Source organism: Klebsiella sp. HC6, from assembly GCF_022605325.1.
GTDB lineage: Bacteria > Pseudomonadota > Gammaproteobacteria > Enterobacterales > Enterobacteriaceae > Klebsiella > Klebsiella terrigena.
Map to the genome: position 1 here is coordinate 4,100,337 of NZ_CP093276.1, position 20,183 is coordinate 4,120,519.

Genomic DNA, 20,183 nt, shown 5'->3' on the forward strand with positions numbered 1-20,183 from the left:
CACCTCTTATATTTGTACCGCTTTATTGCCGCTCTCAATAACGAACTGGTAATACTTACCCGCCACCATGTTGATATTGGCACCCGTTGAGGTGACAAGCAGTGATGAGTTAACCAGAATGCATCCTGTGACGTTAGCTTTAAGCACAATGGTCTGCCCCGCCATACCAATTAGCTGCGTCACATTGCCCGCCGCCGTTAAATACATGGTCTTTTTTCCGTAGCAGTAAACAATGCCTGCTGCCGAATTCCCCCATTCAGTGCCGAGTGTATCAGCGGCATTATCCATATCGCCCCCGACAAGTCTGAATGGGGCGGTCCCGCCTTCTACAGTCTTGGCGCCTTTCAGTTTTGATTTTTTATTCCTGAAATAGACCAACGGCCCGGCTTCTTTTTCCACTGACGAATTGAAGTTATAGAAGATATCAATATCGCAGGAATATCCGGCACTGATGAGCCCGCTGTTTTTACTGGTAAAGGTTCCCTGAGTGGTAACCCCCGAAGCAGCCGCCGATGCGCGTCCTTTAAACTCAGTGTAATGACCGAAATAAACCGGGTAATCCGCACTGCCGTTCGCTGCATCCGAAGGCAGGCAGTTATCAAAGCTCATGTATATTCTCTTGCGGTACAGGTTGGTGATGTTCATCCCGTAATACCAGCGAACACCGGCATATTTATCGTCTTTATTAGGCGTCCCGCCAGCACACCACCCGTCGATTTCGGTATAGCGACCCAGATCCTGCATAAAGTAATGAAGCGTGCTGGGGTTAGTCACAAACATTCCCTGAAGCCGGAGTTTGGTGGATTCAGAGCGGATAGTGACAACATAGTGCTCGGCGTCTTCTTTTCGATGTGACTCAACCTTGAAGTTATCAAACGTAATATGCTCGCAAAAACCAAAGTCGACAGAGTACGGGCTGAACTCAATATGGAAATGGCCCACGCTGAGGTTATTACTGTTGTCAGTACCCGTTGACCCGAAGGTCACCGCCGGAACAGTTCCATCCGCATTAGAGCCATACATAACCCGGCAGTTAAAAACGCTTCCGTCCCATAGCTCATTACCGATAAATGACCGTTCGAAACCAAAAGTCACCAGCCCTTTGATGTCTACCTGACCGCCACTGTATTCGAGCTCAAAGCCGGTTCGCTTTGAACGTTCGGTAAACTCACCCCGGTTCGGATTAGCGTAGAAGTCGAGAGAGACGAGCTTGATATATTTGAGGAAAAGCCCCGTAACACGACTTTTACCCGTCGCGGTGGCGGAGGTGACTTTAAAAAAAGACTGATATACGCGGTCACCGTCTTCATCCAGGGTGTACTGATCGTTATCGTAGATAGCCAGGCATGTTCCGTTACCCCCGGTCGCACCAGCGGTTGCGCCAAACGTCCCTATCATCTTCGGGTCAACCCCCTGAATCAGTATCGGGAGTGTGCGTATAGTTAAGGGGGGCAGGATAATTAAACGCTTCCCGTTATTCCAGTATGCCAGTTGCTGAATAACGTCGCGATTGTATGCGAGGTCATCAGTCAGGCCCAGGCCATATTGCACAGCGTTAATAATATCCCCGACGTTCAGTCGCCAGGCACCCGATGCACCGGTGGGATCTCTGTCTGGTGCAATAAATAGCCGGGGATATTTGATTACCTCATTACTTAAATTTGAAGCATCAAATATCCAGTCTGCCATTCCTCCATCAAAGGACGTAATTGCGCCGTCAGTTTTAATGCTGTCGAGAATAGACAATTCAACCTGTCGTAATTCTTCGATAAACCCTGGTGCACCAATCAATAACTGACCTTCGCCTGAACCCAGGTTTTGGCGAAGAGCAGCATCACCGACAGAGACAAAATGCGCAGAGTCAGTTGCTGTCCAGGTCTCGTCTGTTTTACCCGACGCAGTGAACGGGATATCCGTCGCCGCCGTGAGTTTGTAGAGTTCGTTGTTATAACGAATAAGCTGGTTATATTCGTTGATGGTCAGAGGGTCCCCCCCCGGAATGCTCCCCACAGTGTAATCGCCAACAATGTCATAGCCAGAAGAAGCGATGAACGTATCGAAGCGCATATCCTGATCGGACAGTTGGGAGGTAAACCGACCTTCCTGGCTTGCCATGTGATTCAGAAAAATCGCTTCCTGCTCTGCCGTCTTCTCGGAAAAACGAGACTCAAAATCGATGAGCTTTGCCGAGAAACTAGACTCTATGCCATACCATGTCATCCGACTGCGCCCTAGACGATCAGCCCAGAGAATGGATGTAATGTCGTTGAGAGCCAGATCTAAATTCTGTGAATTGTCGCGAATGTCGAGCACACTTTCCGACGGGACAGGGTTGCCCGTTAAATAAAATGGCATAATAATTTTACCTCAGGGACAGATCAGGCAGGAATTTCAGGCCAGTCGATATCAGGTGCGGTAGCTGTATCAATGCGGCTCAAAGCAACGCGGTATTTTTTCCACTCAGTCAACTGTGTGACTTCTTCGTCGGTCTGGATACCAAGTTCTACAGCATCGTTTAGAGTGGCTAATTTTATGTTTGCCTCACGCATTAATTCGGTTAACAGCTCAGTAGCGCTACTTACTTCGGCCTTGTGTTTAGCTTCCGGGTCGTTTACCCAGTTAGCACCACCCCATTTTTGATAGCTGCCAGTAGGGGCTTTCGTCGTTACCCCTTCAGGTAACCTCCCGAGTGCTGAAATCTCAACAGGCTCGCCAGATGCAGTGCTGTACACGATCTGCCCGCGATGGTCCTCGATAAGGGACCACTGGCCCGCAGCGGTATTGAAAACCGCTGTTTCTCCGGAGGCTATTTCGGGTGGTGAACTTTGAGTGCTGCAGGCAGGCAAGCCAGTGTGAGGCGGGATCGACAATTCTTCAACGCCCACTAACTCCCCCGTATCGTCGCTGATATGATAAACGGTTACCACCTGAGTTTTGTCAGACATTTCAAAAACCATTATGCGAGCCTCACGATGTAGTTAAATGCGATGTTTTTAACGGTGTTTTCTGCATTACCCGCGGCATCAACCGTGATTGTGTGTGAGTGGGCCCCAATAACGACGGAGTGTATGTGCGCCCCTGCAGTGGATGTTGTGCCAAAGGTGCTCCCACCATTGCTACCAACCTCCTGATCGCTTCCGCCCTGCTTCTGCATTGCCGATCCCCACGTGTGGGTGTGGTCCCCGTTGCTGCTCGTCGTTTTGGTACCGAGATCGGTCGATGTGGCCGACGCTGTGTGTGAGTGGGATTTAACACCGTCTTGCTCCTGAGACAGCACCGCACGCCCGGTGGCCGGCTTCCCTTTGATGGTCCAGTTTCGCATATCTGGAATGACACCTGACGGGTACGCTGCAGCCAGTAACGGGTATGCCGTAAGGGTGAATGTCTGTCCTTGCATAAATGCGAAATTGCCGGTGGCAGGCAAGGTATCAGATGGCCAGGGAATAGGAGTACCCGTGGGTATAGTTGCGAACGATATCGTTTTTAATATCTGTAAAATCTGAGTAGAATCATCTGGATTTAATGTAACGCCAAACCCCTCGACTACATTTACCAGCTCAGTTTGAATTGCATTAAACCACTCAGCCACCAGTCTTGTTGGTGCAATACCGCTTGCTACTTTCCCATTAGTAAAAAGTCCATCAAGGGCAGTGAGAGGTTCTACGTCACTTATTTTTAGCATGGGGATACCTGTAAATTAGAATATCTACATTTAAATTCATTATTTCAGTGGAGTTAATCAGAAAACATGATATTCAGGCCACTCTCTGTTCATGGCAATATCAAATATCATGCGATATTCCGGAGTATTCAGCTCAGCATCCAATCCATACGCGAAAATAATATTAATATGAGACGGTGCTATTTTCGTTATCGAGCACTCAAATTGCTTGTCCCCCCATGACGCCATCGCATCACCGCAAAAGGTAGTGCCCGCATATGAATATCTTACCGATGAATCAGGAACGTTAATCTGCCAGGTAAACGGCCATTCCTCACCATTTATCGGCTCATCACAGACAGACATCCCGCACATCGCAGGCCGGAACTGGTTTATGGTGATTTCATAGCCCAGGGCGGCAGCCACAGTGATGTAATAAGCACGATTCAGACCGCCGGTACTGATAAGCTTTGAAACAATGGCCCGCTGCCGTTCGCTGATACTTCCAATCTCACCAATGGCGCAATCATCGGGAAGGCCAAGCGTATTTTCCCACTCAGAAAGCATCATCAATGCAGTTGAGGGGAAGCCACTACTCAGCAGCGCCTGCGAATCGGTGTCAGAACGAGCGAATGAACCTCCCAGCGCCCTGAGTGTCGCATGCTGAGTACTTTTAACATCACGTGACCATGCGAGACCGGCTGGCAACAATGCACTTAATGCGCGCGTATAATCGTCTACGGAGTACAGGCTCATGTAAAGTTAACCTCACCCAGTAATGGCAACTCCCCCGTATCCAGAACAATATTCTGCGTTGGGGATTCAAGTACATATCCGGTTGAACCTTCTACCTGACTCAGCACGCCATTAACATCGGATAAATAAATCTTCCCTGATCCATCCGGATTGCCGTTATCAAAAAACAGTAAATTGATAGCGTCTGTTATTGCCTGGATAGTTTCGCTGCTGGCGTCAGGGATTCCTGAAATAGTGAGATCGACTATTTTTTTTATTGGTGAACAAACATAGATGATCGCAGTATCCGCCTGGAGCGGATAAATATAATCCGCCACCCTCCTCTGGTCTCCTGTCGCTTTTATCGCGCCCCAGTCTTCCAGAGAAGAAACACCATCGGTCCCTGTGGGAAATCCGTTATTTGTCGTATCATTTCCATCGCACATAATGTAAATAACAACACTCCCCACCCCCATTCCCCGGCGTTTTATCCATGCACGGGTCACGCCAGAAACTGCCAGCGCCCATTTTTTATAATCGGCGTCACTCCCCCCCTGTGGTGGATTTTGGTACGCCAACAGCCCGCGCTGCCTGAAGTCCTCAACACCTTCTATGTCAGCACCACCGGTTGCCGGGTCAACCAACGTTAGTGAGTTGTCTACGCCGGATACATTCGCATCAAGAGTGAGGATTGTGCCTGCATCAGCGTTGCCATTACTTCCACCACCAGTTGAGTCATCAGTCAGGTCAGGCAAAATGGCAGTGATCGTTGTCGTACCTTTTTTGCCTGCACCAATAATCAGTTCGGCATCAGTAACATACTGATATCCATCAGACCGATTAAGAACCGTTCCTGCAGGAAGTCTCGCCCCCGAAGTTCCTGTGGCCTCTACCGACGACGACTGTGAAGCTGTGGCGGCTTTGCGGTATGTCTGCTTCAGCGCCATCCATCCCGCCAACCATTCATCCGTTGCCGTAAAAGGGTTTGTCTGAAGTGCAATATAATCCAGGTAGGCATAGTGCAGGTGGGCCATACCGGCATCCATATCAGCCAGAACCTTCAGGTTTCCGAAGCGAAGCAAGGCACCAACATTTTTTAGTTCTGCCTGCATAAACTGCCGGTTTTCTTCGCGCAGTTCACTCAGCGTTTTTCGTTTAAACGGCATTATTTATTTGCTCCCAGATCCAGAAAAATGCGCTCTCCTGCCAGTCTCCATCCGGCGGCAGATAACGAATAATCAGGTTGAGCCTGTTCGGCATGACAATCTGCGTTGTGCAACTGATATCACTGACGACACCATCGCCTTTCAGCCAGTCAAGGGCCTCTTTAGCGTACTCTTCTGCCCTTATGGCAACATTGGTCGTCAGTTTTTCGCGGCGCAGCAACCACAGCCTGCTACCCAGTTGCTTATCGGCGTCTGAATCCCCCCACCAGCCACGGCGATCGCTACCGTCATAAGCGTCGTCCCGGCGGGCAAGGCGATCAGTGAACAGACTGAGGATGATTGCAGTTTGCAGGTCGTTGCCGGTTTCCAGCGCGCCGAAATCGGTACGCCAGTCAGCACGAAGCGCATCGACATTCCAGAATGATGAAATATCACTCATACCTGCTCCCCCGGTTTCTCGCTGGTTACGGCGTCGTTGCCTTGTTCAACCCCTTTAACTTCGTGGTCGTGATCGTTATATGCGTCCCGCAGCTGTTTCAGCGTTTTGTCGTTGGTTTCGCAGTTATCGATAACATCACCGGTAACCAGTAATTTAGGCGTAATGAGTTTCACCTGTTCTGTCGCGGTAGCTGTCAGATTTTTTGCGTTATTGACAGTGACGTCCTGACCTTTCGCGTCAATGCTGATACCGTCCTCCGTCAACTGGATGTACAGCCCCCACTGGTTGTACATTACCGTTTCACCGGGGCTCAGATCTGAATGGCGGTATCCCTGATGGTTGGTCGCGATGACTACCGGATTCGAACGATCACCGCCCAGGAACGCCAGCACGACATCAGTACCAACGGGAAGCCCGGAAGAAAAGCCAAACTCGGCCAGTCTATGTGCGCTGGCGACCTCAAGCGGGGTCTGGTACTGCACTGACTGGGTCCCACCAGTGTCCTGCATCGCAGTGACTCGCCCCACGCCCAGCATGCTGGCAATACGGTTTGCAATATGTCGAAACTGGTTCATTGGCTGAATCCTGCTATCTGCTGGTAAAACGCATAGGGTTGCACTGCAAACGCCTCTGGTGGCATCAGCGTCAACCGGGCATGCGTACCATCGCTGTCCCGCATAAAAGTGACTTCGGCGATCAGCAATTCAGTATCCGGTAGCCTGAGCGTGGGGAGATTCACCGGGATCAGCGTATTTGGCTCCCACAATTTCCCGGCCTTATCCCGCCAGTTGTCTACCGTGACGCTTAACTGCTTCGAGCGACCGTATCGGCGGTTCATCTCCCAGTCGATCGCGCGCTGCGCCTGCTTCGACGCCATCAGCGTGCTTTCAACGATAACGATGCGTTTGCGGTATCGCATACTGGCCGCTTCAGGATCACGGGCAGTGGCCAGCGTTACCGAGTCATAGGCCGTATCCGGAGAAAATCCGGCGATCGGCGAAACGCTCATCGAGACCCCAACATAGTCAGAGAATCGTTCCGACATATCGGCGCGGTAGTACGCCTGTTCGACGTTCTCGCCTTCCGCCACTCCACTGGCTGCCCGTCGGGTTCCTGTGCGCGTAAGCAGCAGGTTTCCGTCGGGCAAATCGTAATAGAGTAGCGCGGACCACCGGGACACCCGTTCGATGATCTCCTGCGGAGATTCGCCCCAGTTAATCGTGAACTGAGGCACGTCGACCAGATCGTCAACATCGCATGACACGTTGATGCCGTACCACGAGGCCAGGCGGGAAGCGATATTCAGTGCATCACTTCGGTTAATAACGTTGTTCGGCCACTCGGCAGAACAGTCCACCAGGTCCTGACATTTGCTGCGGCCGTTCGCCTGGACCTCATGCCGGGCTCGTGTTATCGCAGGCTCCCAACTGTCAACATAACCCGTTATCACCGGGTCCTCACCGAAATGGACCTCACAGGGCGCCCCCTCCACCACCAGCTGCTTTTCGTGGGTGCCCGGGTAATAGTCCAGAAGGCCCAGGCTAAAATCAGACGGGAAGCGCTCAACAGATCGCGTTACGCGGACTGAATCCCAGCCCTCTATTTTTTTGTCACCGACTGTCAGCGTTACTACATCCTGATCATCGCTCATTGTCGTAACACCTTCATCGAAACAGGCATAAACGCCGGGTGCGGTACGTCTGATTCCTGAATCAGCTCATCAGCGCGCCCGACATCCTGATATAAACGATTAGCCAGCGTCAGCGCGGGGAGTGGTTGCGCAGAATTGAACTGCATGAGCTCGCTTAAACTGGCTGAAAGCGCAGACATGGTGTCGAGAAATGAAGACCTGACCAGCAACAATGAACTGTAGAGTTCATCGTCGGCGCGGTCGCCTGTCGCCAGTAGAGCGGCATCCAGTTGATCCGACACCCGGCGGGTTATCTGCTCCGCCTCGTTGCGACTCGTCGGGTTTGATTCAGCGGCCGCTGCCGCCATTGCGCCGCTGCACAGAACAATAATCAGGACATTGACGCTTTCCGCTATATCCGCGCCTGCTGACGACTGCTGATATTCTGAACTGGTGGCGTTGGCTAACTTTTCCAGCGCAGTTATCCGCTCATTCACACCGCCGGTGCAGTTGAGGATCGCGTTGATAACGTCAGCGGTACGTTGCACAAACTCATCAACCGTGGCAGAGCTATCAAGGCCGGTGACGGTATCAAAAATCCCCTGACGGTCCATGATGGCGCTGGCAGATACCTGCGCGGAAAGTGATTCAAAATCATCGGTGTCATCGGCAGAGACGCTACCGTTTACACCTGATGAACTGCCACCCACCTCCCCCTTGCTATAGCGCCCGTAGCGCTGATTACCGAACGTTGATTTGAGAACGTTGCTGACATTCGTCACTTCATTGGTGGTGCTGTCCACCATGTTTGTCCAGAAAGCGATCGTGTTCTTGATGGTTTTTATCGCCTGCGTCACGCCACGGATTTCACCTTTAATCCGTGCGATGGTGCTTAATACGGTGGTGCTGACCAACTTCAGGTAATTTGTGCGAACAGATTTTCCTGCCGCACTGCTGCCGGTGACCGCAAAAACCTTTAGCCCTGACTCGATCGCCATCAACGTGAATTCAAAAACACGGCCGGCATCTGCAGAACCGGAAAGCCGAAGCCCGTTTTCCGGTATGGCCACCGTCATTTCACCCAGGGTCGGGTGAATCAACGTGCCTGTGCCCTTCTCCTCACATGCGGTGATGAGCGCCTGACGCTGGGTGATAACATCCCCGCCGCCATACATCTGGCTGTCCTGAATGAGGAAGCCACGAATAACAATCCGTCGGACACCGCGCCCCATATCCTCTATCCAGGCAGTGTCGCGATAAGGGTATTCGTGCACAGCCTGGCGGCGACCGTGACTGCCTTCCTCAGCAACAACGGCAAACGGGACACCCCGGAAACTGGAGGGTTGCAGCTTGCTCTGCCAGTCATCACTGACGTCCCCGCCCATCAGTGAAGAAATAGCATCCTGAATAATCGGCATTTGAACTCCAGGTATAAAAAAACCCGCCGGTTGGCGGGTTCATTGATTGTGGATATCTACAGGTTATCACTACAAAGACTTTTGGCCGCAGAGTACGCCTGGCTTAGGCCATTAAGGGAAAAGTACATATTGGATGAACCGCGCACCTCCCCATTGCCGCTTGCTGGAACCCAGATAGCGAGATTTCCTCGACTTCCTGAATTCACTAGTTTATTCAAGGACAACTTCTGGAATTTAAAGAAAGCGAACTCTTCACCTTGAAGCATTTTAGTTTCTACTGCTTCAGTGTCCTCTTTTTGACCTGGAATTTTATAAGAAAGGGGCACGTGACCATTTGCGAGGTTTTCACTATATCCCCCCATAAGCATGCTCATTTCAGCTAAGGAGGGTTTACATTTTTCAGATGTTGTCAGATAAAAACTTAGGTATGTTTCTTTGAGATTTTGATTGAGTGCCTCTGTCGCTACCTTATAAATGATCTGCCTGTCTGCCGCGAACTCAACAATATTCCAATCGCCGATCTTAAAGGCTTTCATTGCCCTGTCTGTATAGTCAGTTGCATGCAAGGCCGGAGGGACGAGCCCTATAGCCATTGCGATTAATGAGCAAAGAGATTTCTTCATGCTTCCCTCACCAAAATTTAGCATTCACCCAGATTTATTGCGTATTTTAGTAATTCATGGGTAAGGTTATCCGACCTCCGCTCTGAGTTTCAAACACTTTTCGGTCCCCTTTTTCATTAATCGTAGTGATTTCGAGCTTCAGCTTGTTATCCTCCATAGCGCTCTTGAACGATTTTGTAATATCGTTTACAGATACGGCACCTGTCCCTGAGGAGGGTTGAATAATGTTTGGGGTTGACCTCTGATTGATGTTCTCCTGATTATCACCGTTGATTATCTGCTGGTAATACCCTAAAACCGAACCAGGATACGCTGCGTTCTCCCTCCCCCAGCGACTCCGATCATAGCCACCATTGTAGTAACGTAACGCTAATGGAATGTTGCCGCCCGCGTTCCGTATGTTTTCCGCCATAATCTGCGCACCAGCGAAAATGTTCTGACGGGGATCGGTCCAGTCTGTGATGCCTGTGGACTTAAAATTAGAAGGTATAATCTGCATAAGCCCCCGAGCATCGGCTCGACTAATAGCATATGGATCACCCCTGGATTCCTGCTTCATGATGGCTTTCAACAGACGCGGGTCCACGCCATATTTTCTGCCGGCCTCACTGAGGAGATCGTCATACTGGCTGGTATTGTCGTTCTGGCGATAAGGTATTCTTTCATTGCCGGGTATTTTTTGGGGCGCAATCACCGACATATCACCACGCAGACGCTCTGCAGCATCCATCGCCCCATATTCTGCATCATAGCGTTTACGGACGGCATCGGTCATAAACCCGGCATCGACCGCCCCGCGTTCCCGGCGAGTGAGTTTGTTATAAAGCTCTTTGTTGCCCTGAATGCGCCGTAACTTTTCAGCTTCATCCGTGTTGATAAAGCCAGCGGCGTGGGATAAAGCAGTCAAATCACCGTTGGTGAGCAAATCCGTAACACCTTCCAGCCCGTTCTTAACGGAACCATCAGACATAACAAATTTCAGAACTTTTTTTTCTGACTTATTGATTAGTCCATCCCAGGCAGCACCCAGTTCATTCATTGTCACGTTGACATCTGAAAGCTGTTTATTCAGCCCGGGATCAACGGTCAGACCAAACTTCTCCGCCTTCGCCAGGAGCGTTGCATATTTGGTCCCCTCTCGCATTAGAGTTAGTAGATCTGGAGTAAGCCCAACCGCATCAGCAAAAGACTTTTGCTGGTCGGGGCGGAGAGTTGGGTAAATGTTTGCGATAGATTCAAGCGTTTTGAGGAGGTTAACTGAGCCGTCGCTATTCTTCTCAATCTGAGCGCCGATTTGCGACATGGCAGCCATGACACCGGCATTTTTACCGCTGGCAGCCTCATTGAATGCGTTGAAAATACCCTCAATAGACGCAGCAGCAGTCTCACTGTCCGTACCGAGAATGCGCAAGGCGCCAGAAAGCGTCGTAAAATCTTTAACGCTCATAGCGGTGTTCTGCGCGTGTGTTTCGAGGTTGTAAGCCTCTTTTGCCGCGTCCCTGAAACCGTCGGCAACCTTTTTTATGCCGAATCCGACAACGCCGGCCGCGCCAAAGGTAGCCATTTTTCCTGCCAGCTCACCGACGATCTTCAGTGGAGGAATGATGTCTCCGATGAACTGGACGTTATCCCGTGCACTACGGGCCATTTTATCCAGCCGGCCGCCGACATCATCCAGGCTATCAACTGTCTCGTCACCACCGAGGTTAAGCTTTTCCTGCGTCTCGTCCAGGCGAGGGAGCAGGTTTTTAATGGCCTCGTTGATTTCATCAATGGTGGCGCTGACCCTGTCGTCCGCAATCAGCTCGAAATCGAATGCATTACTCATCGTCCTGATCTCCGGACTTCAGTTTATTAATTCGTTTGGCCTGCGCCCCCCACCAGAGCAGCCGTTTCTGGGTCATACCCCACGCCCGTTCGTCACTCCACCCGAAATAGAAGGTGACGTCTGCCGCCACCTCCTGCCACGCGGTCAGGGCTTCCAGTTCAAAAAACCGAGCAGATACTCCTTACATTTGCAAAAATCCACATAGTCCATCGGTGCCAGTACGCTTTCCCGGGTGTCTGTCACCAGGGCGATCAGCAGGCGCATTGCAGCAATCGAGGTGGAGGATTCCTGTTTTTCGTAGAACTTCTCAACCTGAGTCAACGTGGGTGCCTTCAGCTCCAGCTGCTCATAACGTATTTTTTGTGCGGTATCTTCCAGGGGAATGGTCAGAATAATGGTCTTCGTACGTTCTAATTCAGCCATAGATTAATTCTCCGTCACTTCGCGGCCTTCCCAGCGAACATCAAACACGGCATCTTCGCTTTCCACTTCCTGAACGTTAACCGTCCAGAGCGCACGACCAATAATCGTTTTCCCGTTAGCCAGTTCGGCGATCACGTTAACGTTGGTCTGCCCGTTAAAATCCCGGACACTGGTGCCGCCGCTGTCACGCAGGCGTGCTGAGATATACCCGGCAACCGGTTTTTCCTTATAACCATGCACACCATCCATACCCGTCAGCGTCGAGCGGTTAACGGTGGACGGCTGGTATTTAAAGGAACCTTCCACCATGACTGATACTCCGTCCACGGTGACGTAGGCAGTACCGGCCAGGCGGTTTGAGGTATCAGCCATGATTTATGCTCCTGTATCTGTTGACTGCGCCTGCAGGCGGAACTGGTTAAGCAGCGCAAAAATACGCAGCTGATTGATGAGCGTTCCCGACCACAGCACGTCAACGCGGTTCGGATTGGACGCATTTTGTTCAACGATAATATTTTTCGCGAACGCGTCAGCATCCTGGGCGTAACCGTTAAACACCAGTGTCTGGTATTCAGCGATCTGGTCAGCTTTGATGATGTTGGGTGTCACAATGGGCTGTCCAGGCGCAAAACGGGTTCCGTCAGCAGCCAGTTTCATGCGCCCGAACTTACTGGTCACCGCTGTACGGAGATAGCGGGTCACAAACATCAGGCTGAACAACGTTTCCACCTGCAGATAGCTGTCGTCTTCATCACCGTAACTGTTTTTCTGGTAGGTGGTGATGATGTTTTCCACATTGACCGTTCCGTCGTCGGCGACGGTGTACGTTGAAATGCCGCTGTACAGCAGGTTGTTACGCTCAGTGAGCTCGAAGCGGTCCTGCAGATCTGGCGCCAGTACACCATAAACCGGCAGGCTCTGCAGCGGGCGGCCCGGATCATTACGCAGGCTCGGGGCAATGGCGCCGGTCAGCGCGGCAGACCAGATATAACGAGGCGTTGGAGAGCGATAGACGCCCAGCAGCGTTTCATGCTGGTTATTTCGGGCCTCGCCTTTTGTGCCCAGCTCGGCGTAGGTTCCCGACGTCGTGCCGAAAGCATGCCCGTACAACTGTTTATCCCACGCCCAGCGGCCGGAAGCATCGTTCAGAAACGCCTTCATGGCATCAAGAGAGGCCGTATCGTCGTAAGGGTTGATGATAAAATCGAACGTTTTATCCTGCAGATTGCCGAGTGCATCCACAAAATCCGGTGCGCCGGCGCCGTCTGCCATCGAGGTAATGGTCAGGGTGAGACCTGCAGGCGTCGATTCCCCGCCCTGCGTCCCCAGATAGTTGAGGCGAATATCAATCCCGTTACCCAGGAGCCCCCTGTTTTTTGCCGTGAACTCCACTGTGTCAGTGGCATCCGATTTAACAGCTGCTGTAACCGGGAGGTCAGTTTTTTTGGCGATAGCGGCGACCAGTGCCGTAGCGATTTGCGCCGGCGTATCGGTTGCCAGCACAGTGAGCTGCACGCGGGTCCCGGCGAGGTAGAGAGAGATTACGCCCGTCGCAGACGCCTGTGATGCAACCTTGATACTCCCCTTCGCGGCCACCATTGAACTGGAGTCGTCCGCCAGCGGCAGGATCCAGATTTCAGCGGCCGTGTCATTTTTCTGATAGGCGGTCATCATGCCATGCAGTTGTGACCCCTTACCGGTCAACTCTCCCACGCCATTCGGCGAGGAGACTTTGACGGGGATATTGGCCTGCGTCGAACCAGCGGCCAACATCTGGCCAATCAGCAAGGTTCGTTGCGTCGCCGTCGCCGTATTGGCCATAGAGTTGTCGAACTCGACGTAAAACAACGGCGTCCGGAGGTTACCGGGTACGCGTGAAAACGGAACGGTCATTTAAGCGTCCTCTTTTTTAGCGGTGCTCTTCACACCTTTTTCCAGCACCAGGCTGACATCGCCATCCTTCAACCGACGGCGCCAGAACGTATTATCAGGCACCTCTGCGCCATCTGCGGGCAAAGGTTCGCCCCTGACGGGGCAGCGAACGCTGAGCCCGTCTTTTGGTTTTACAAACATGGATCACTCCTGCAGGTTAATACTGACGCCCGGGCGCGGTGTGCCATCCGGCATTTTGACAGCGATATCGATCCCCTCCAGAGGTGGCGGGTTGATGGGATAGAAATCTTCCGGCCCCTGATAATGTTCGATATCGATTTCGAACAGCAGCTGGCCCAGATGGGCTTCCCCCTCGCCGTCAACGTTAATCGTCGAACGGATTTCCGCGTACTTCTGGATTTTTCGGGTGAGCTCGTAGCTGTTGATGACCGCCCTTTCCACCTGCTCGCGCAGATCCTCCAGAGCCTCCTCGGCCCGCATGGTGCCGTCATCATCGGTTTCCCCGTCATATTCCTGGACGCGGCCAGTGATGCGGACGGTGGTCACCGTAGTAAACGCCGGCGTATTCCGCCCCTGCGCCTTTTTATGATCAAACGGCGTCTGGACCAGCAGCGCCGGATAGAGCGCTGCCGAGGTTGGCCAGTCCCGCGGCGAATAAACGCGGTCTCCGGCATCGGTGTGACCAACCAACGCCGTCACCACCATTTTGCGAATAGCTGATGCATTCATCGTGCTTTCACCACATTGAGAACAAGGCGGGATCCGCCATGACTGTCAGGCTCGACATTGGACACCACGAATAACTGATTAATGACGTGGCCGCCGACGGTTTTAATAAACACGCGGTCAGACTCCATCGGCTGAGATTTACCCAACTGGCGGAACTCGGCATCACGTACGCCGAGCATCGGACTTGACGTGTTAATCACTGTGTCACCATCGAGGTTTTCAGCAGCCTGGGCATACCCACGGTCAAAAATGCCGTTAATCGTGAAAGGAGGAGTACCGTCTTTAGGGCGGTACTCGTGTTCATCGCCGAAGACGCCATGTAGCGGACTCAACAGGTGTAAATCCCAGTCCACTCCCATTGCGCTTACTCCGTAGTAATTTTCACGCCACGCGCAGCAGATAACGCACGCTGCCGAAGAACCTGAACATCGGCGATCACACCTGCAGCCAGTAGACGTTCTGCGTCCTTACCGGAGACCGGAATGCGCAAATTTTCGCGGTAAATCTCGCCGTCATGGCGAATGCAGTTCCCCTTCAGAACTACGTATTCAGGGGCAGCGGTTTCATCTTCATCGCTATCCGCATCCTCTACTGAATCACCGTCTGTTTCGTCATGCTGTTGGTTATCCTGAACGATGCCGCCTGCATTCAGATCGTCAACATTCAGGCCTTCTTCGGCGGTGCCTTCCGCATTCAGGTCATCCACCGATCCGGTTTTGGTTGTTTTAGCCATATCAGACCACCGTTGCGCAGAGGGATGCGTTCACCCGGCTCGGAATAACAAGCGGGGAGGATTGCATCAGGATAAGGCGTTGTGCTGGATCTTCTTTCACCCAGGACTTTGGCGCATAGGCCAGTGGGCCGTAGTTGAATGCCGGATCCAGAATGACGCCAAAGGCGCGGGTGCCCATCAGGTCCGCACCGCTCATGATGACAGCGCCATCAGGTATCATCGGTTTCTCGACATTATCAAGCGGGTCAATAAACCAGTCGTTATACAACCAGAGGTCAAAGTTACCCCAGCGGCCTTTATAGATAGCTCCCTTCATTACCTGCGGGCCCGCATTAATCTGGTTACCAAACGGGCTCAGCGCCGGGAAGGTGATGGCGTTATCCTTGATGGTGGTATCGAGTCGGAATGCACGCCATGACTTATTCGTGAAGACCAGGTCGGTGGCGACAGAACCGGACTCTTTCAGGAAAGTGGTCTGCCAGACTTCGATATCATCAGAAGGTTGGGTATTGGTCGCGCCGGCGGCAACGGTCAGCGGCCATTTGTCCGAACCGCTCAGGGTGATGGTCAGGTCGGAAGCACGACCAAAATCCACCACTTTAGTTTCGTAACCTTCCCCGGTGACCGTGACGGTCCCGGACACCAGCGCGCTGGCCGCCATCCACTCCAGACGACGGTTGATCATGTCGATCTGGTCAGTCATTTCAAACTGCAGATTTAACATTTCACGTTCGGCGGCAGTGTATTCGCCACCAATTCGCTCGCCAATCTGACGACGAATCGGTTTACGCAGATCAGGGGCACGCTTGTCTTTGATGTACGCAGGTTTGAAGGTATTGGTCTGGTATTTACGGGACTCGACCAGCTTGCCCTCCACCAGCGGAGAGACAAACGGCGCCATACGACGCAGGCCGACATCAACGTCAATCGCCACTTCTTCAGTCTCGTAGGTCACGACATTCGGGAAGAAGCGATCCAGTAACCAGTTCTGACTGGTTTTCAGGTTAGGAACGACCTGTACCAGCACGCTGGTATCAAAAATATTTTCCATATTCAGTCTCTTGATAATGCCAGCTGCACGCTGGCAAAAATTGGAATGAGTCAGCCCCTGCCGGTTAAAGCAATAAATCAGGAGTGAGAGGGGTTAATCAGGAAGTGGCTACAGGGGCCTGAGTGCTGTCTTTCAGGAAAATAGCCAGCGGGCGAAGTGCTGTTTTCAGCGCCGGAATCGCCCAGGAGTTATCAAAGATAATGTGGTTCTGGTTGAACTCGCCCATCAGATACAGGCCACCGTTCTGATCTGCAGTTGACGCATCAACATTATCAACCAGAATCGCCACCGGGGTTTCGCTACCATCGGTTGCCGTCTTCACACTCAGTTTATACTTCCCGCTGGCGGTGACCATCCCCAGTACGGTTCCACGTTTATAGGTACCACCGGTAATAATGCCGGTGTCCGTAACAAGCTGAAGCGTCCCGGCGATGAGCTGGTCGGGTAAAAACAACGAACTTTCCATACCCGGGGCGAACTGATTCTGACCAAACTGATCCATTATTTTTCCCCTTTCGTGGAGTTGTAGAGACTGGTCATTTTGTTCACCAGTGTCGATTTACCGCCGGCTTTGTTTTCACCATCCTGCCCAAGCCGGACATTCTCGCTTTCCTGCATGCGCTGATCGAGAGAGCGCTTGCGCGTCGCCTGGGGTTGAGTAGCTGGCGCGGTAGATGCCAGAACGTCGATAGCGGCCGTAGCGCCCATCCCGGTGTTGAATGCGAGCGAGGCGGCCAGAGATGGGTTCGCAGCAGCGTGCTTACTACCGAAGATGCGGGCGCAACGTTTACGCTCAGCAATGCGGGCACTTTTAGCCGCTTTGCCTTCTTTGCGGTCGTCGTCATCGTCGGAATCATCCTCTTCGGAAGCATCCGGATCGTCATCATCATCTTGCGCATCGTCGTCGCGTTCGTCTTCTTCGGCGTCGTCGTCACGCTCATCGTCTTCCGCATCATCATCGCGCTCGTCTTCTTCCGCGCGACGGGCTTTCGCCTTTTTGGCTTTTTTATCGTCTTCCTCTTCGGAAGCCAACGCGCCAAGTCCAATAAGGTGGGCAAAACTAAACGGTTTCTTTGCCATTTCAGGCTCCTGTTTTTTCAAGTAAATGTCTGAACGCAGCATCCGGAGGGCATACCTCATCAGCCAGTCCAAGCTCCACACCATCAGCAGCCATAAAACAGGCGGCCTGCGTACTTTTAATCACCTTCGCGCTGATCCCGCGATTTCTGGCGACGGTATTCACAAATAATTCCCCCATCGCGTTAATATCCTGCTGGATAGCATTGAACGCTTCTTCAGAGAGTTCACGTAATGGCGAGCCTTCTGCTTTACGACTTCCGAAGGTAATGATCGTCACTTTCAGACCGTCGTCTTTAATTCGCTGCGTCCAGTCCAGGTGCATGGTGATGACGCCGACTGAACCCACACCGCCGGTTCTGGGAACGGAAATACGGTCAGCCGCGCTGGCAATCGCATACGCCGCGGAATACGCATTTTCGGTCAGAATGGCATGGATGGGTTTCGTGCCCCGGGCGTTGTAGATTTCATCCACGAGATCAAAGCACCCGGCTACTTCACCGCCGGGCGAATCAATATCCAGGCAGATGCCGTTAACTTCAGGGTCGGCCAGCGCGGTCAGAAATGACTGGCGGATGCCGTCATAACCGGTCATGCCACTATAGGGTCGCAGACTTCCCAGTTTTTGAACCAGCGTACCGCAGATGGGGATCACGGCGACCCCGGCCACGTTGTCATATCCGGGGTCGCATTTTGACTCCCGACCACGTTTGTCGTCGTAGCCGTACCAGTCATCGTCTTCCATCGCCAGAGAGGATTCGATTCTGCTGATGCCAAACCGGTCCATAACCGCGGCCATGATGACCTCGGCTTTATTCGGATGAAGGGCCAGCGGCGTATTAAACAGACGTTGCGCCAGATGAGGTAGATTCACTTTTCCTCCGGATCTTTGATTGTCTCGCTGGCGAACTTGTCCGCCTGCGCCCAACTGGGTAATGGGAGACCGCGTTTCAGGCAGGACTCAATTTCCAGTTGCCGTTGGTCAAGCACCTCTTCCCAGTCCTCGCCGACGTTTTCCCCCACTTCAATTTCGAGTGTGGAAAGCCCCGCATCCAGACCAAGAATGGCGCCTTTTTTCTCTGCAACCGGATCCACCCAGCCACGCCCAGGCCCCATCCAGCGCGCGCGGGAATAGGCGGCGCGGGCCTCTACAAAGTCAGGAGCGCCTGACGGCAAAGGAAGGTCCTCGTTATCATGAACTTCTTCTGCAAACGCAGTCAGGACAGGCTGCGCGGTCCCCATTGAAAAATCATCACGACGTCGGGTCAGTGTCTTCCAGGCTTCCAGCAATGAAGATCGCGCGGAGCTGTAGTTAACATCTGACCAGTCCTGAGTGACCTGTTGCGGGGAAAGCCCTGTGCCGGACGAGAAATTACGCAGCACAGCCGATTCGAACACCTCAAAGTTGCTGTAAGGGCGGGCGGCATTAACCGTTGTGATTTTTTCACCAGGGTAAAGAATCGGCATCCTGGCGCCATTTTGCAAGGTCAGCCGGCGGTCATTGTGAAATTCCACGCGGCCGTCCTGATAGGCTCCCAGACTGGTGTCATCGAAGCTTTCCCCCATCGCAGCCTGAACCATTTCGGAATCGTACGGTGACTCAATGTAGGCAGCGAAAATGGCGTTCAGAATAGCGGCCTCCAACTCGCTCTGGTCATATTTCACCAGCATTTTCAGACGCTGAATAACCGGAGTCAGGATGCCATTACCGCGATGTTGAGCTCCCCGCTCATGGTCGAAATCATGGACGACATGCGGACGCCCCCAGGAGGTTTCGCGAGGTATACGTCGCCATGTCATTGTTTTGGCACCGCTCCACCAGTCGCCGATATGCGCCTCGCGGATGTGATAAGCAATCGGTGCGCCGTCCTCATCAATTTCCACGCCACCGCGAATATTCGGCATGTCGAAATTCTGCTGCGGGTTACTCAGCCTGTCGGGATCGACAACCTGAACCGTTGTGGCGTATCGCCCCTTGCCGCGCCCTAACCGATCCGGCCGATACTGGAGGACCATCAACGCATCCCCGTCAATAAGTTTGTGGCGGAAGGCCAGTCGCAACATCTGAGGAACCGTTATCTTCCGTTCAACATCGCAATACCGCCCGGTGTCATACGCCCAGGTGCGCCAGTGCGCCTCCAGCGCTTTGCCATACTCTTCAGCCCATGTTGAATCGAAAGCTTTATTACCGGTGATCATCCGCAGAACCCGGTAATCGGGTTTCATAATGGGCCGGAAATTGGCGCCGACGGCGTTATCCAGAAGGCGGGTTACCGCGCCGTTCGCCCACCCGTCGTTACGGACTAAATCTCGGGCGCGGGAAACGATGCGATCGCGGTAGATGTTGATTTCGTTGTCCGGCGACCATAGCGCTGGTTGCCAGTTTGCCAGCTGATCACTAAACGAATCGGCGGCGTCATAAGGTACCCGGCTGCCGCCCGTCAGCATGCTGGGCCGCGGTGCGCGATACGGGGTACCATCCGGGCCAAGTATTTGTACTTTATTCATCAGAATCGAAACCTCACTGGCTTCCGCGGTCTCGCGACGATCCCCAGTTGCGCCTGCAGTAACTGGATCAGAGCCAGCAGGTCAGCCAGAGAACTTTGCTGATAAGACACCGACCGTGTCCCGTCTCCCTGCGAATAGGAAAATGAAACACCGCGACTCCCGGTTGTTAAATCAATGTATGCCTGCTGAGCTTTCTGCAGGGCGTCCCTGAGCTGCTCATCAGTCATCGAGCCAGCCAGCAGACTGGTATTCCGGTTGAACATGGTTTT

General features: G+C 52.7%; 24 protein-coding genes. All 24 read right to left on the reverse strand.

The genetic code is table 11. From position 1 onward, the window contains the following. Nucleotides 1-6 precede the first annotated feature (6 nt). Nucleotides 7-2,355 (reverse strand): hypothetical protein, encoded by a 2,349-nt coding sequence (locus MMW58_RS19830; protein ID WP_241721926.1) that lies wholly within the window; start codon nucleotides 2,353-2,355, stop codon nucleotides 7-9. Nucleotides 2,356-2,378: 23 nt separating this feature from the next. After that, nucleotides 2,379-2,945 (reverse strand): tail fiber assembly protein, encoded by a 567-nt coding sequence (locus tag MMW58_RS19835; RefSeq protein WP_241721927.1) that lies wholly within the window; start codon nucleotides 2,943-2,945, stop codon nucleotides 2,379-2,381. A gap of 11 nt (nucleotides 2,946-2,956) precedes the next feature. Beyond that, nucleotides 2,957-3,682 (reverse strand): tail fiber protein, encoded by a 726-nt coding sequence (locus MMW58_RS19840; protein WP_241721928.1) that lies wholly within the window; start codon nucleotides 3,680-3,682, stop codon nucleotides 2,957-2,959. Between the two features lie 57 nt (nucleotides 3,683-3,739). Beyond that, nucleotides 3,740-4,417, reverse strand: coding sequence for a YmfQ family protein (locus MMW58_RS19845; protein WP_241721929.1), 678 nt, complete (start codon nucleotides 4,415-4,417; stop codon nucleotides 3,740-3,742). Next, nucleotides 4,414-5,562 carry a baseplate J/gp47 family protein gene (locus MMW58_RS19850; RefSeq protein WP_241721930.1) on the reverse strand — a complete coding sequence of 383 codons (1,149 nt, stop codon included), beginning with the start codon at nucleotides 5,560-5,562 and terminating at the stop codon, nucleotides 4,414-4,416. Before MMW58_RS19850 ends, MMW58_RS19845 begins: the two co-directional genes overlap by 4 nt. Beyond that, nucleotides 5,552-6,001 (reverse strand): phage GP46 family protein, encoded by a 450-nt coding sequence (locus MMW58_RS19855; protein ID WP_143967226.1) that lies wholly within the window; start codon nucleotides 5,999-6,001, stop codon nucleotides 5,552-5,554. The genes MMW58_RS19850 and MMW58_RS19855 overlap by 11 nt, the downstream gene beginning before the upstream one ends. Then, complete coding sequence (locus MMW58_RS19860; RefSeq protein ID WP_234537934.1) at nucleotides 5,998-6,576, reverse strand: phage baseplate assembly protein domain-containing protein; 579 nt, start codon at nucleotides 6,574-6,576, stop codon at nucleotides 5,998-6,000. The genes MMW58_RS19855 and MMW58_RS19860 overlap by 4 nt, the downstream gene beginning before the upstream one ends. Next, nucleotides 6,573-7,652 (reverse strand): phage baseplate assembly protein, encoded by a 1,080-nt coding sequence (locus MMW58_RS19865; RefSeq protein ID WP_182238981.1) that lies wholly within the window; start codon nucleotides 7,650-7,652, stop codon nucleotides 6,573-6,575. The genes MMW58_RS19860 and MMW58_RS19865 overlap by 4 nt, the downstream gene beginning before the upstream one ends. Continuing rightward, the gene (locus MMW58_RS19870; protein ID WP_241721931.1) at nucleotides 7,649-9,049 is read right to left on the reverse strand and encodes a DNA circularization protein; all 1,401 of its coding nucleotides are present in this window, start codon (nucleotides 9,047-9,049) and stop codon (nucleotides 7,649-7,651) included. Before MMW58_RS19870 ends, MMW58_RS19865 begins: the two co-directional genes overlap by 4 nt. A gap of 56 nt (nucleotides 9,050-9,105) precedes the next feature. Next, complete coding sequence (locus MMW58_RS19875; protein ID WP_241721932.1) at nucleotides 9,106-9,672, reverse strand: hypothetical protein; 567 nt, start codon at nucleotides 9,670-9,672, stop codon at nucleotides 9,106-9,108. A gap of 46 nt (nucleotides 9,673-9,718) precedes the next feature. Further along, nucleotides 9,719-11,500: a lytic transglycosylase domain-containing protein gene (locus tag MMW58_RS19880; RefSeq protein ID WP_241721933.1), complete on the reverse strand. Its 1,782-nt coding sequence runs from the start codon at nucleotides 11,498-11,500 to the stop codon at nucleotides 9,719-9,721. 144 nt (nucleotides 11,501-11,644) lie between these two features. After that, nucleotides 11,645-11,923: a phage tail assembly protein gene (locus tag MMW58_RS19885; protein ID WP_143967232.1), complete on the reverse strand. Its 279-nt coding sequence runs from the start codon at nucleotides 11,921-11,923 to the stop codon at nucleotides 11,645-11,647. 3 nt (nucleotides 11,924-11,926) lie between these two features. Beyond that, on the reverse strand, nucleotides 11,927-12,295 hold the full coding sequence (locus MMW58_RS19890; RefSeq protein WP_042944995.1) for a phage tail tube protein: 369 nt from the start codon (nucleotides 12,293-12,295) through the stop codon (nucleotides 11,927-11,929). 3 nt (nucleotides 12,296-12,298) lie between these two features. Continuing rightward, nucleotides 12,299-13,816 carry a phage tail sheath subtilisin-like domain-containing protein gene (locus MMW58_RS19895; protein ID WP_241721934.1) on the reverse strand — a complete coding sequence of 506 codons (1,518 nt, stop codon included), beginning with the start codon at nucleotides 13,814-13,816 and terminating at the stop codon, nucleotides 12,299-12,301. Continuing rightward, entirely contained in the window at nucleotides 13,817-13,996 is a 180-nt protein-coding gene (locus MMW58_RS19900) for a DUF2635 domain-containing protein (RefSeq protein ID WP_042944991.1), read from the reverse strand. Nucleotides 13,997-13,999: 3 nt separating this feature from the next. Beyond that, complete coding sequence (locus tag MMW58_RS19905) at nucleotides 14,000-14,545, reverse strand: ATP-binding protein (protein WP_241721935.1); 546 nt, start codon at nucleotides 14,543-14,545, stop codon at nucleotides 14,000-14,002. Further along, the gene (locus tag MMW58_RS19910; RefSeq protein ID WP_241721936.1) at nucleotides 14,542-14,904 is read right to left on the reverse strand and encodes a head-tail joining protein; all 363 of its coding nucleotides are present in this window, start codon (nucleotides 14,902-14,904) and stop codon (nucleotides 14,542-14,544) included. Before MMW58_RS19910 ends, MMW58_RS19905 begins: the two co-directional genes overlap by 4 nt. Before the next feature lie 5 nt (nucleotides 14,905-14,909). After that, on the reverse strand, nucleotides 14,910-15,278 hold the full coding sequence (locus MMW58_RS19915) for a hypothetical protein (protein ID WP_085397496.1): 369 nt from the start codon (nucleotides 15,276-15,278) through the stop codon (nucleotides 14,910-14,912). A 1-nt stretch (nucleotide 15,279) separates the two neighbouring features. Further along, the gene (locus tag MMW58_RS19920) at nucleotides 15,280-16,329 is read right to left on the reverse strand and encodes a major capsid protein (protein ID WP_042944984.1); all 1,050 of its coding nucleotides are present in this window, start codon (nucleotides 16,327-16,329) and stop codon (nucleotides 15,280-15,282) included. 97 nt (nucleotides 16,330-16,426) lie between these two features. Beyond that, nucleotides 16,427-16,831: a head decoration protein gene (locus MMW58_RS19925; protein ID WP_047723969.1), complete on the reverse strand. Its 405-nt coding sequence runs from the start codon at nucleotides 16,829-16,831 to the stop codon at nucleotides 16,427-16,429. After that, nucleotides 16,831-17,409: a hypothetical protein gene (locus MMW58_RS19930; protein ID WP_241721937.1), complete on the reverse strand. Its 579-nt coding sequence runs from the start codon at nucleotides 17,407-17,409 to the stop codon at nucleotides 16,831-16,833. The genes MMW58_RS19925 and MMW58_RS19930 overlap by 1 nt, the downstream gene beginning before the upstream one ends. Before the next feature lies 1 nt (nucleotide 17,410). After that, the gene (locus MMW58_RS19935; protein ID WP_241721938.1) at nucleotides 17,411-18,280 is read right to left on the reverse strand and encodes a S49 family peptidase; all 870 of its coding nucleotides are present in this window, start codon (nucleotides 18,278-18,280) and stop codon (nucleotides 17,411-17,413) included. Beyond that, nucleotides 18,277-19,914, reverse strand: a complete 1,638-nt coding sequence (locus MMW58_RS19940) for a phage portal protein (protein WP_241721939.1) — start codon at nucleotides 19,912-19,914, stop codon at nucleotides 18,277-18,279. The genes MMW58_RS19935 and MMW58_RS19940 overlap by 4 nt, the downstream gene beginning before the upstream one ends. Continuing rightward, on the reverse strand, nucleotides 19,914-20,177 hold the full coding sequence (gene gpW / locus MMW58_RS19945; protein WP_032735077.1) for a gpW family head-tail joining protein: 264 nt from the start codon (nucleotides 20,175-20,177) through the stop codon (nucleotides 19,914-19,916). The genes MMW58_RS19940 and gpW overlap by 1 nt, the downstream gene beginning before the upstream one ends. Nucleotides 20,178-20,183: the final 6 nt, after the last annotated feature.

What these genes read in the sequence shown, in the direction of transcription:
- MMW58_RS19830 (WP_241721926.1), bottom strand. Translation starts at nt 2,355, where the DNA reads ATGCCATTTTATTTAACGGGCAACCCTGTCCCGTCGGAAAGTGTGCTC.
- MMW58_RS19835 (WP_241721927.1), bottom strand. Translation starts at nt 2,945, where the DNA reads ATGTCTGACAAAACTCAGGTGGTAACCGTTTATCATATCAGCGACGAT.
- MMW58_RS19840 (WP_241721928.1), bottom strand. Translation starts at nt 3,682, where the DNA reads ATGCTAAAAATAAGTGACGTAGAACCTCTCACTGCCCTTGATGGACTT.
- MMW58_RS19845 (WP_241721929.1), bottom strand. Translation starts at nt 4,417, where the DNA reads ATGAGCCTGTACTCCGTAGACGATTATACGCGCGCATTAAGTGCATTG.
- MMW58_RS19850 (WP_241721930.1), bottom strand. Translation starts at nt 5,562, where the DNA reads ATGCCGTTTAAACGAAAAACGCTGAGTGAACTGCGCGAAGAAAACCGG.
- MMW58_RS19855 (WP_143967226.1), bottom strand. Translation starts at nt 6,001, where the DNA reads ATGAGTGATATTTCATCATTCTGGAATGTCGATGCGCTTCGTGCTGAC.
- MMW58_RS19860 (WP_234537934.1), bottom strand. Translation starts at nt 6,576, where the DNA reads ATGAACCAGTTTCGACATATTGCAAACCGTATTGCCAGCATGCTGGGC.
- MMW58_RS19865 (WP_182238981.1), bottom strand. Translation starts at nt 7,652, where the DNA reads ATGAGCGATGATCAGGATGTAGTAACGCTGACAGTCGGTGACAAAAAA.
- MMW58_RS19870 (WP_241721931.1), bottom strand. Translation starts at nt 9,049, where the DNA reads ATGCCGATTATTCAGGATGCTATTTCTTCACTGATGGGCGGGGACGTC.
- MMW58_RS19875 (WP_241721932.1), bottom strand. Translation starts at nt 9,672, where the DNA reads ATGAAGAAATCTCTTTGCTCATTAATCGCAATGGCTATAGGGCTCGTC.
- MMW58_RS19880 (WP_241721933.1), bottom strand. Translation starts at nt 11,500, where the DNA reads ATGAGTAATGCATTCGATTTCGAGCTGATTGCGGACGACAGGGTCAGC.
- MMW58_RS19885 (WP_143967232.1), bottom strand. Translation starts at nt 11,923, where the DNA reads ATGGCTGAATTAGAACGTACGAAGACCATTATTCTGACCATTCCCCTG.
- MMW58_RS19890 (WP_042944995.1), bottom strand. Translation starts at nt 12,295, where the DNA reads ATGGCTGATACCTCAAACCGCCTGGCCGGTACTGCCTACGTCACCGTG.
- MMW58_RS19895 (WP_241721934.1), bottom strand. Translation starts at nt 13,816, where the DNA reads ATGACCGTTCCGTTTTCACGCGTACCCGGTAACCTCCGGACGCCGTTG.
- MMW58_RS19900 (WP_042944991.1), bottom strand. Translation starts at nt 13,996, where the DNA reads ATGTTTGTAAAACCAAAAGACGGGCTCAGCGTTCGCTGCCCCGTCAGG.
- MMW58_RS19905 (WP_241721935.1), bottom strand. Translation starts at nt 14,545, where the DNA reads ATGAATGCATCAGCTATTCGCAAAATGGTGGTGACGGCGTTGGTTGGT.
- MMW58_RS19910 (WP_241721936.1), bottom strand. Translation starts at nt 14,904, where the DNA reads ATGGGAGTGGACTGGGATTTACACCTGTTGAGTCCGCTACATGGCGTC.
- MMW58_RS19915 (WP_085397496.1), bottom strand. Translation starts at nt 15,278, where the DNA reads ATGGCTAAAACAACCAAAACCGGATCGGTGGATGACCTGAATGCGGAA.
- MMW58_RS19920 (WP_042944984.1), bottom strand. Translation starts at nt 16,329, where the DNA reads ATGGAAAATATTTTTGATACCAGCGTGCTGGTACAGGTCGTTCCTAAC.
- MMW58_RS19925 (WP_047723969.1), bottom strand. Translation starts at nt 16,831, where the DNA reads ATGGATCAGTTTGGTCAGAATCAGTTCGCCCCGGGTATGGAAAGTTCG.
- MMW58_RS19930 (WP_241721937.1), bottom strand. Translation starts at nt 17,409, where the DNA reads ATGGCAAAGAAACCGTTTAGTTTTGCCCACCTTATTGGACTTGGCGCG.
- MMW58_RS19940 (WP_241721939.1), bottom strand. Translation starts at nt 19,914, where the DNA reads ATGAATAAAGTACAAATACTTGGCCCGGATGGTACCCCGTATCGCGCA.
- gpW (WP_032735077.1), bottom strand. Translation starts at nt 20,177, where the DNA reads ATGTTCAACCGGAATACCAGTCTGCTGGCTGGCTCGATGACTGATGAG.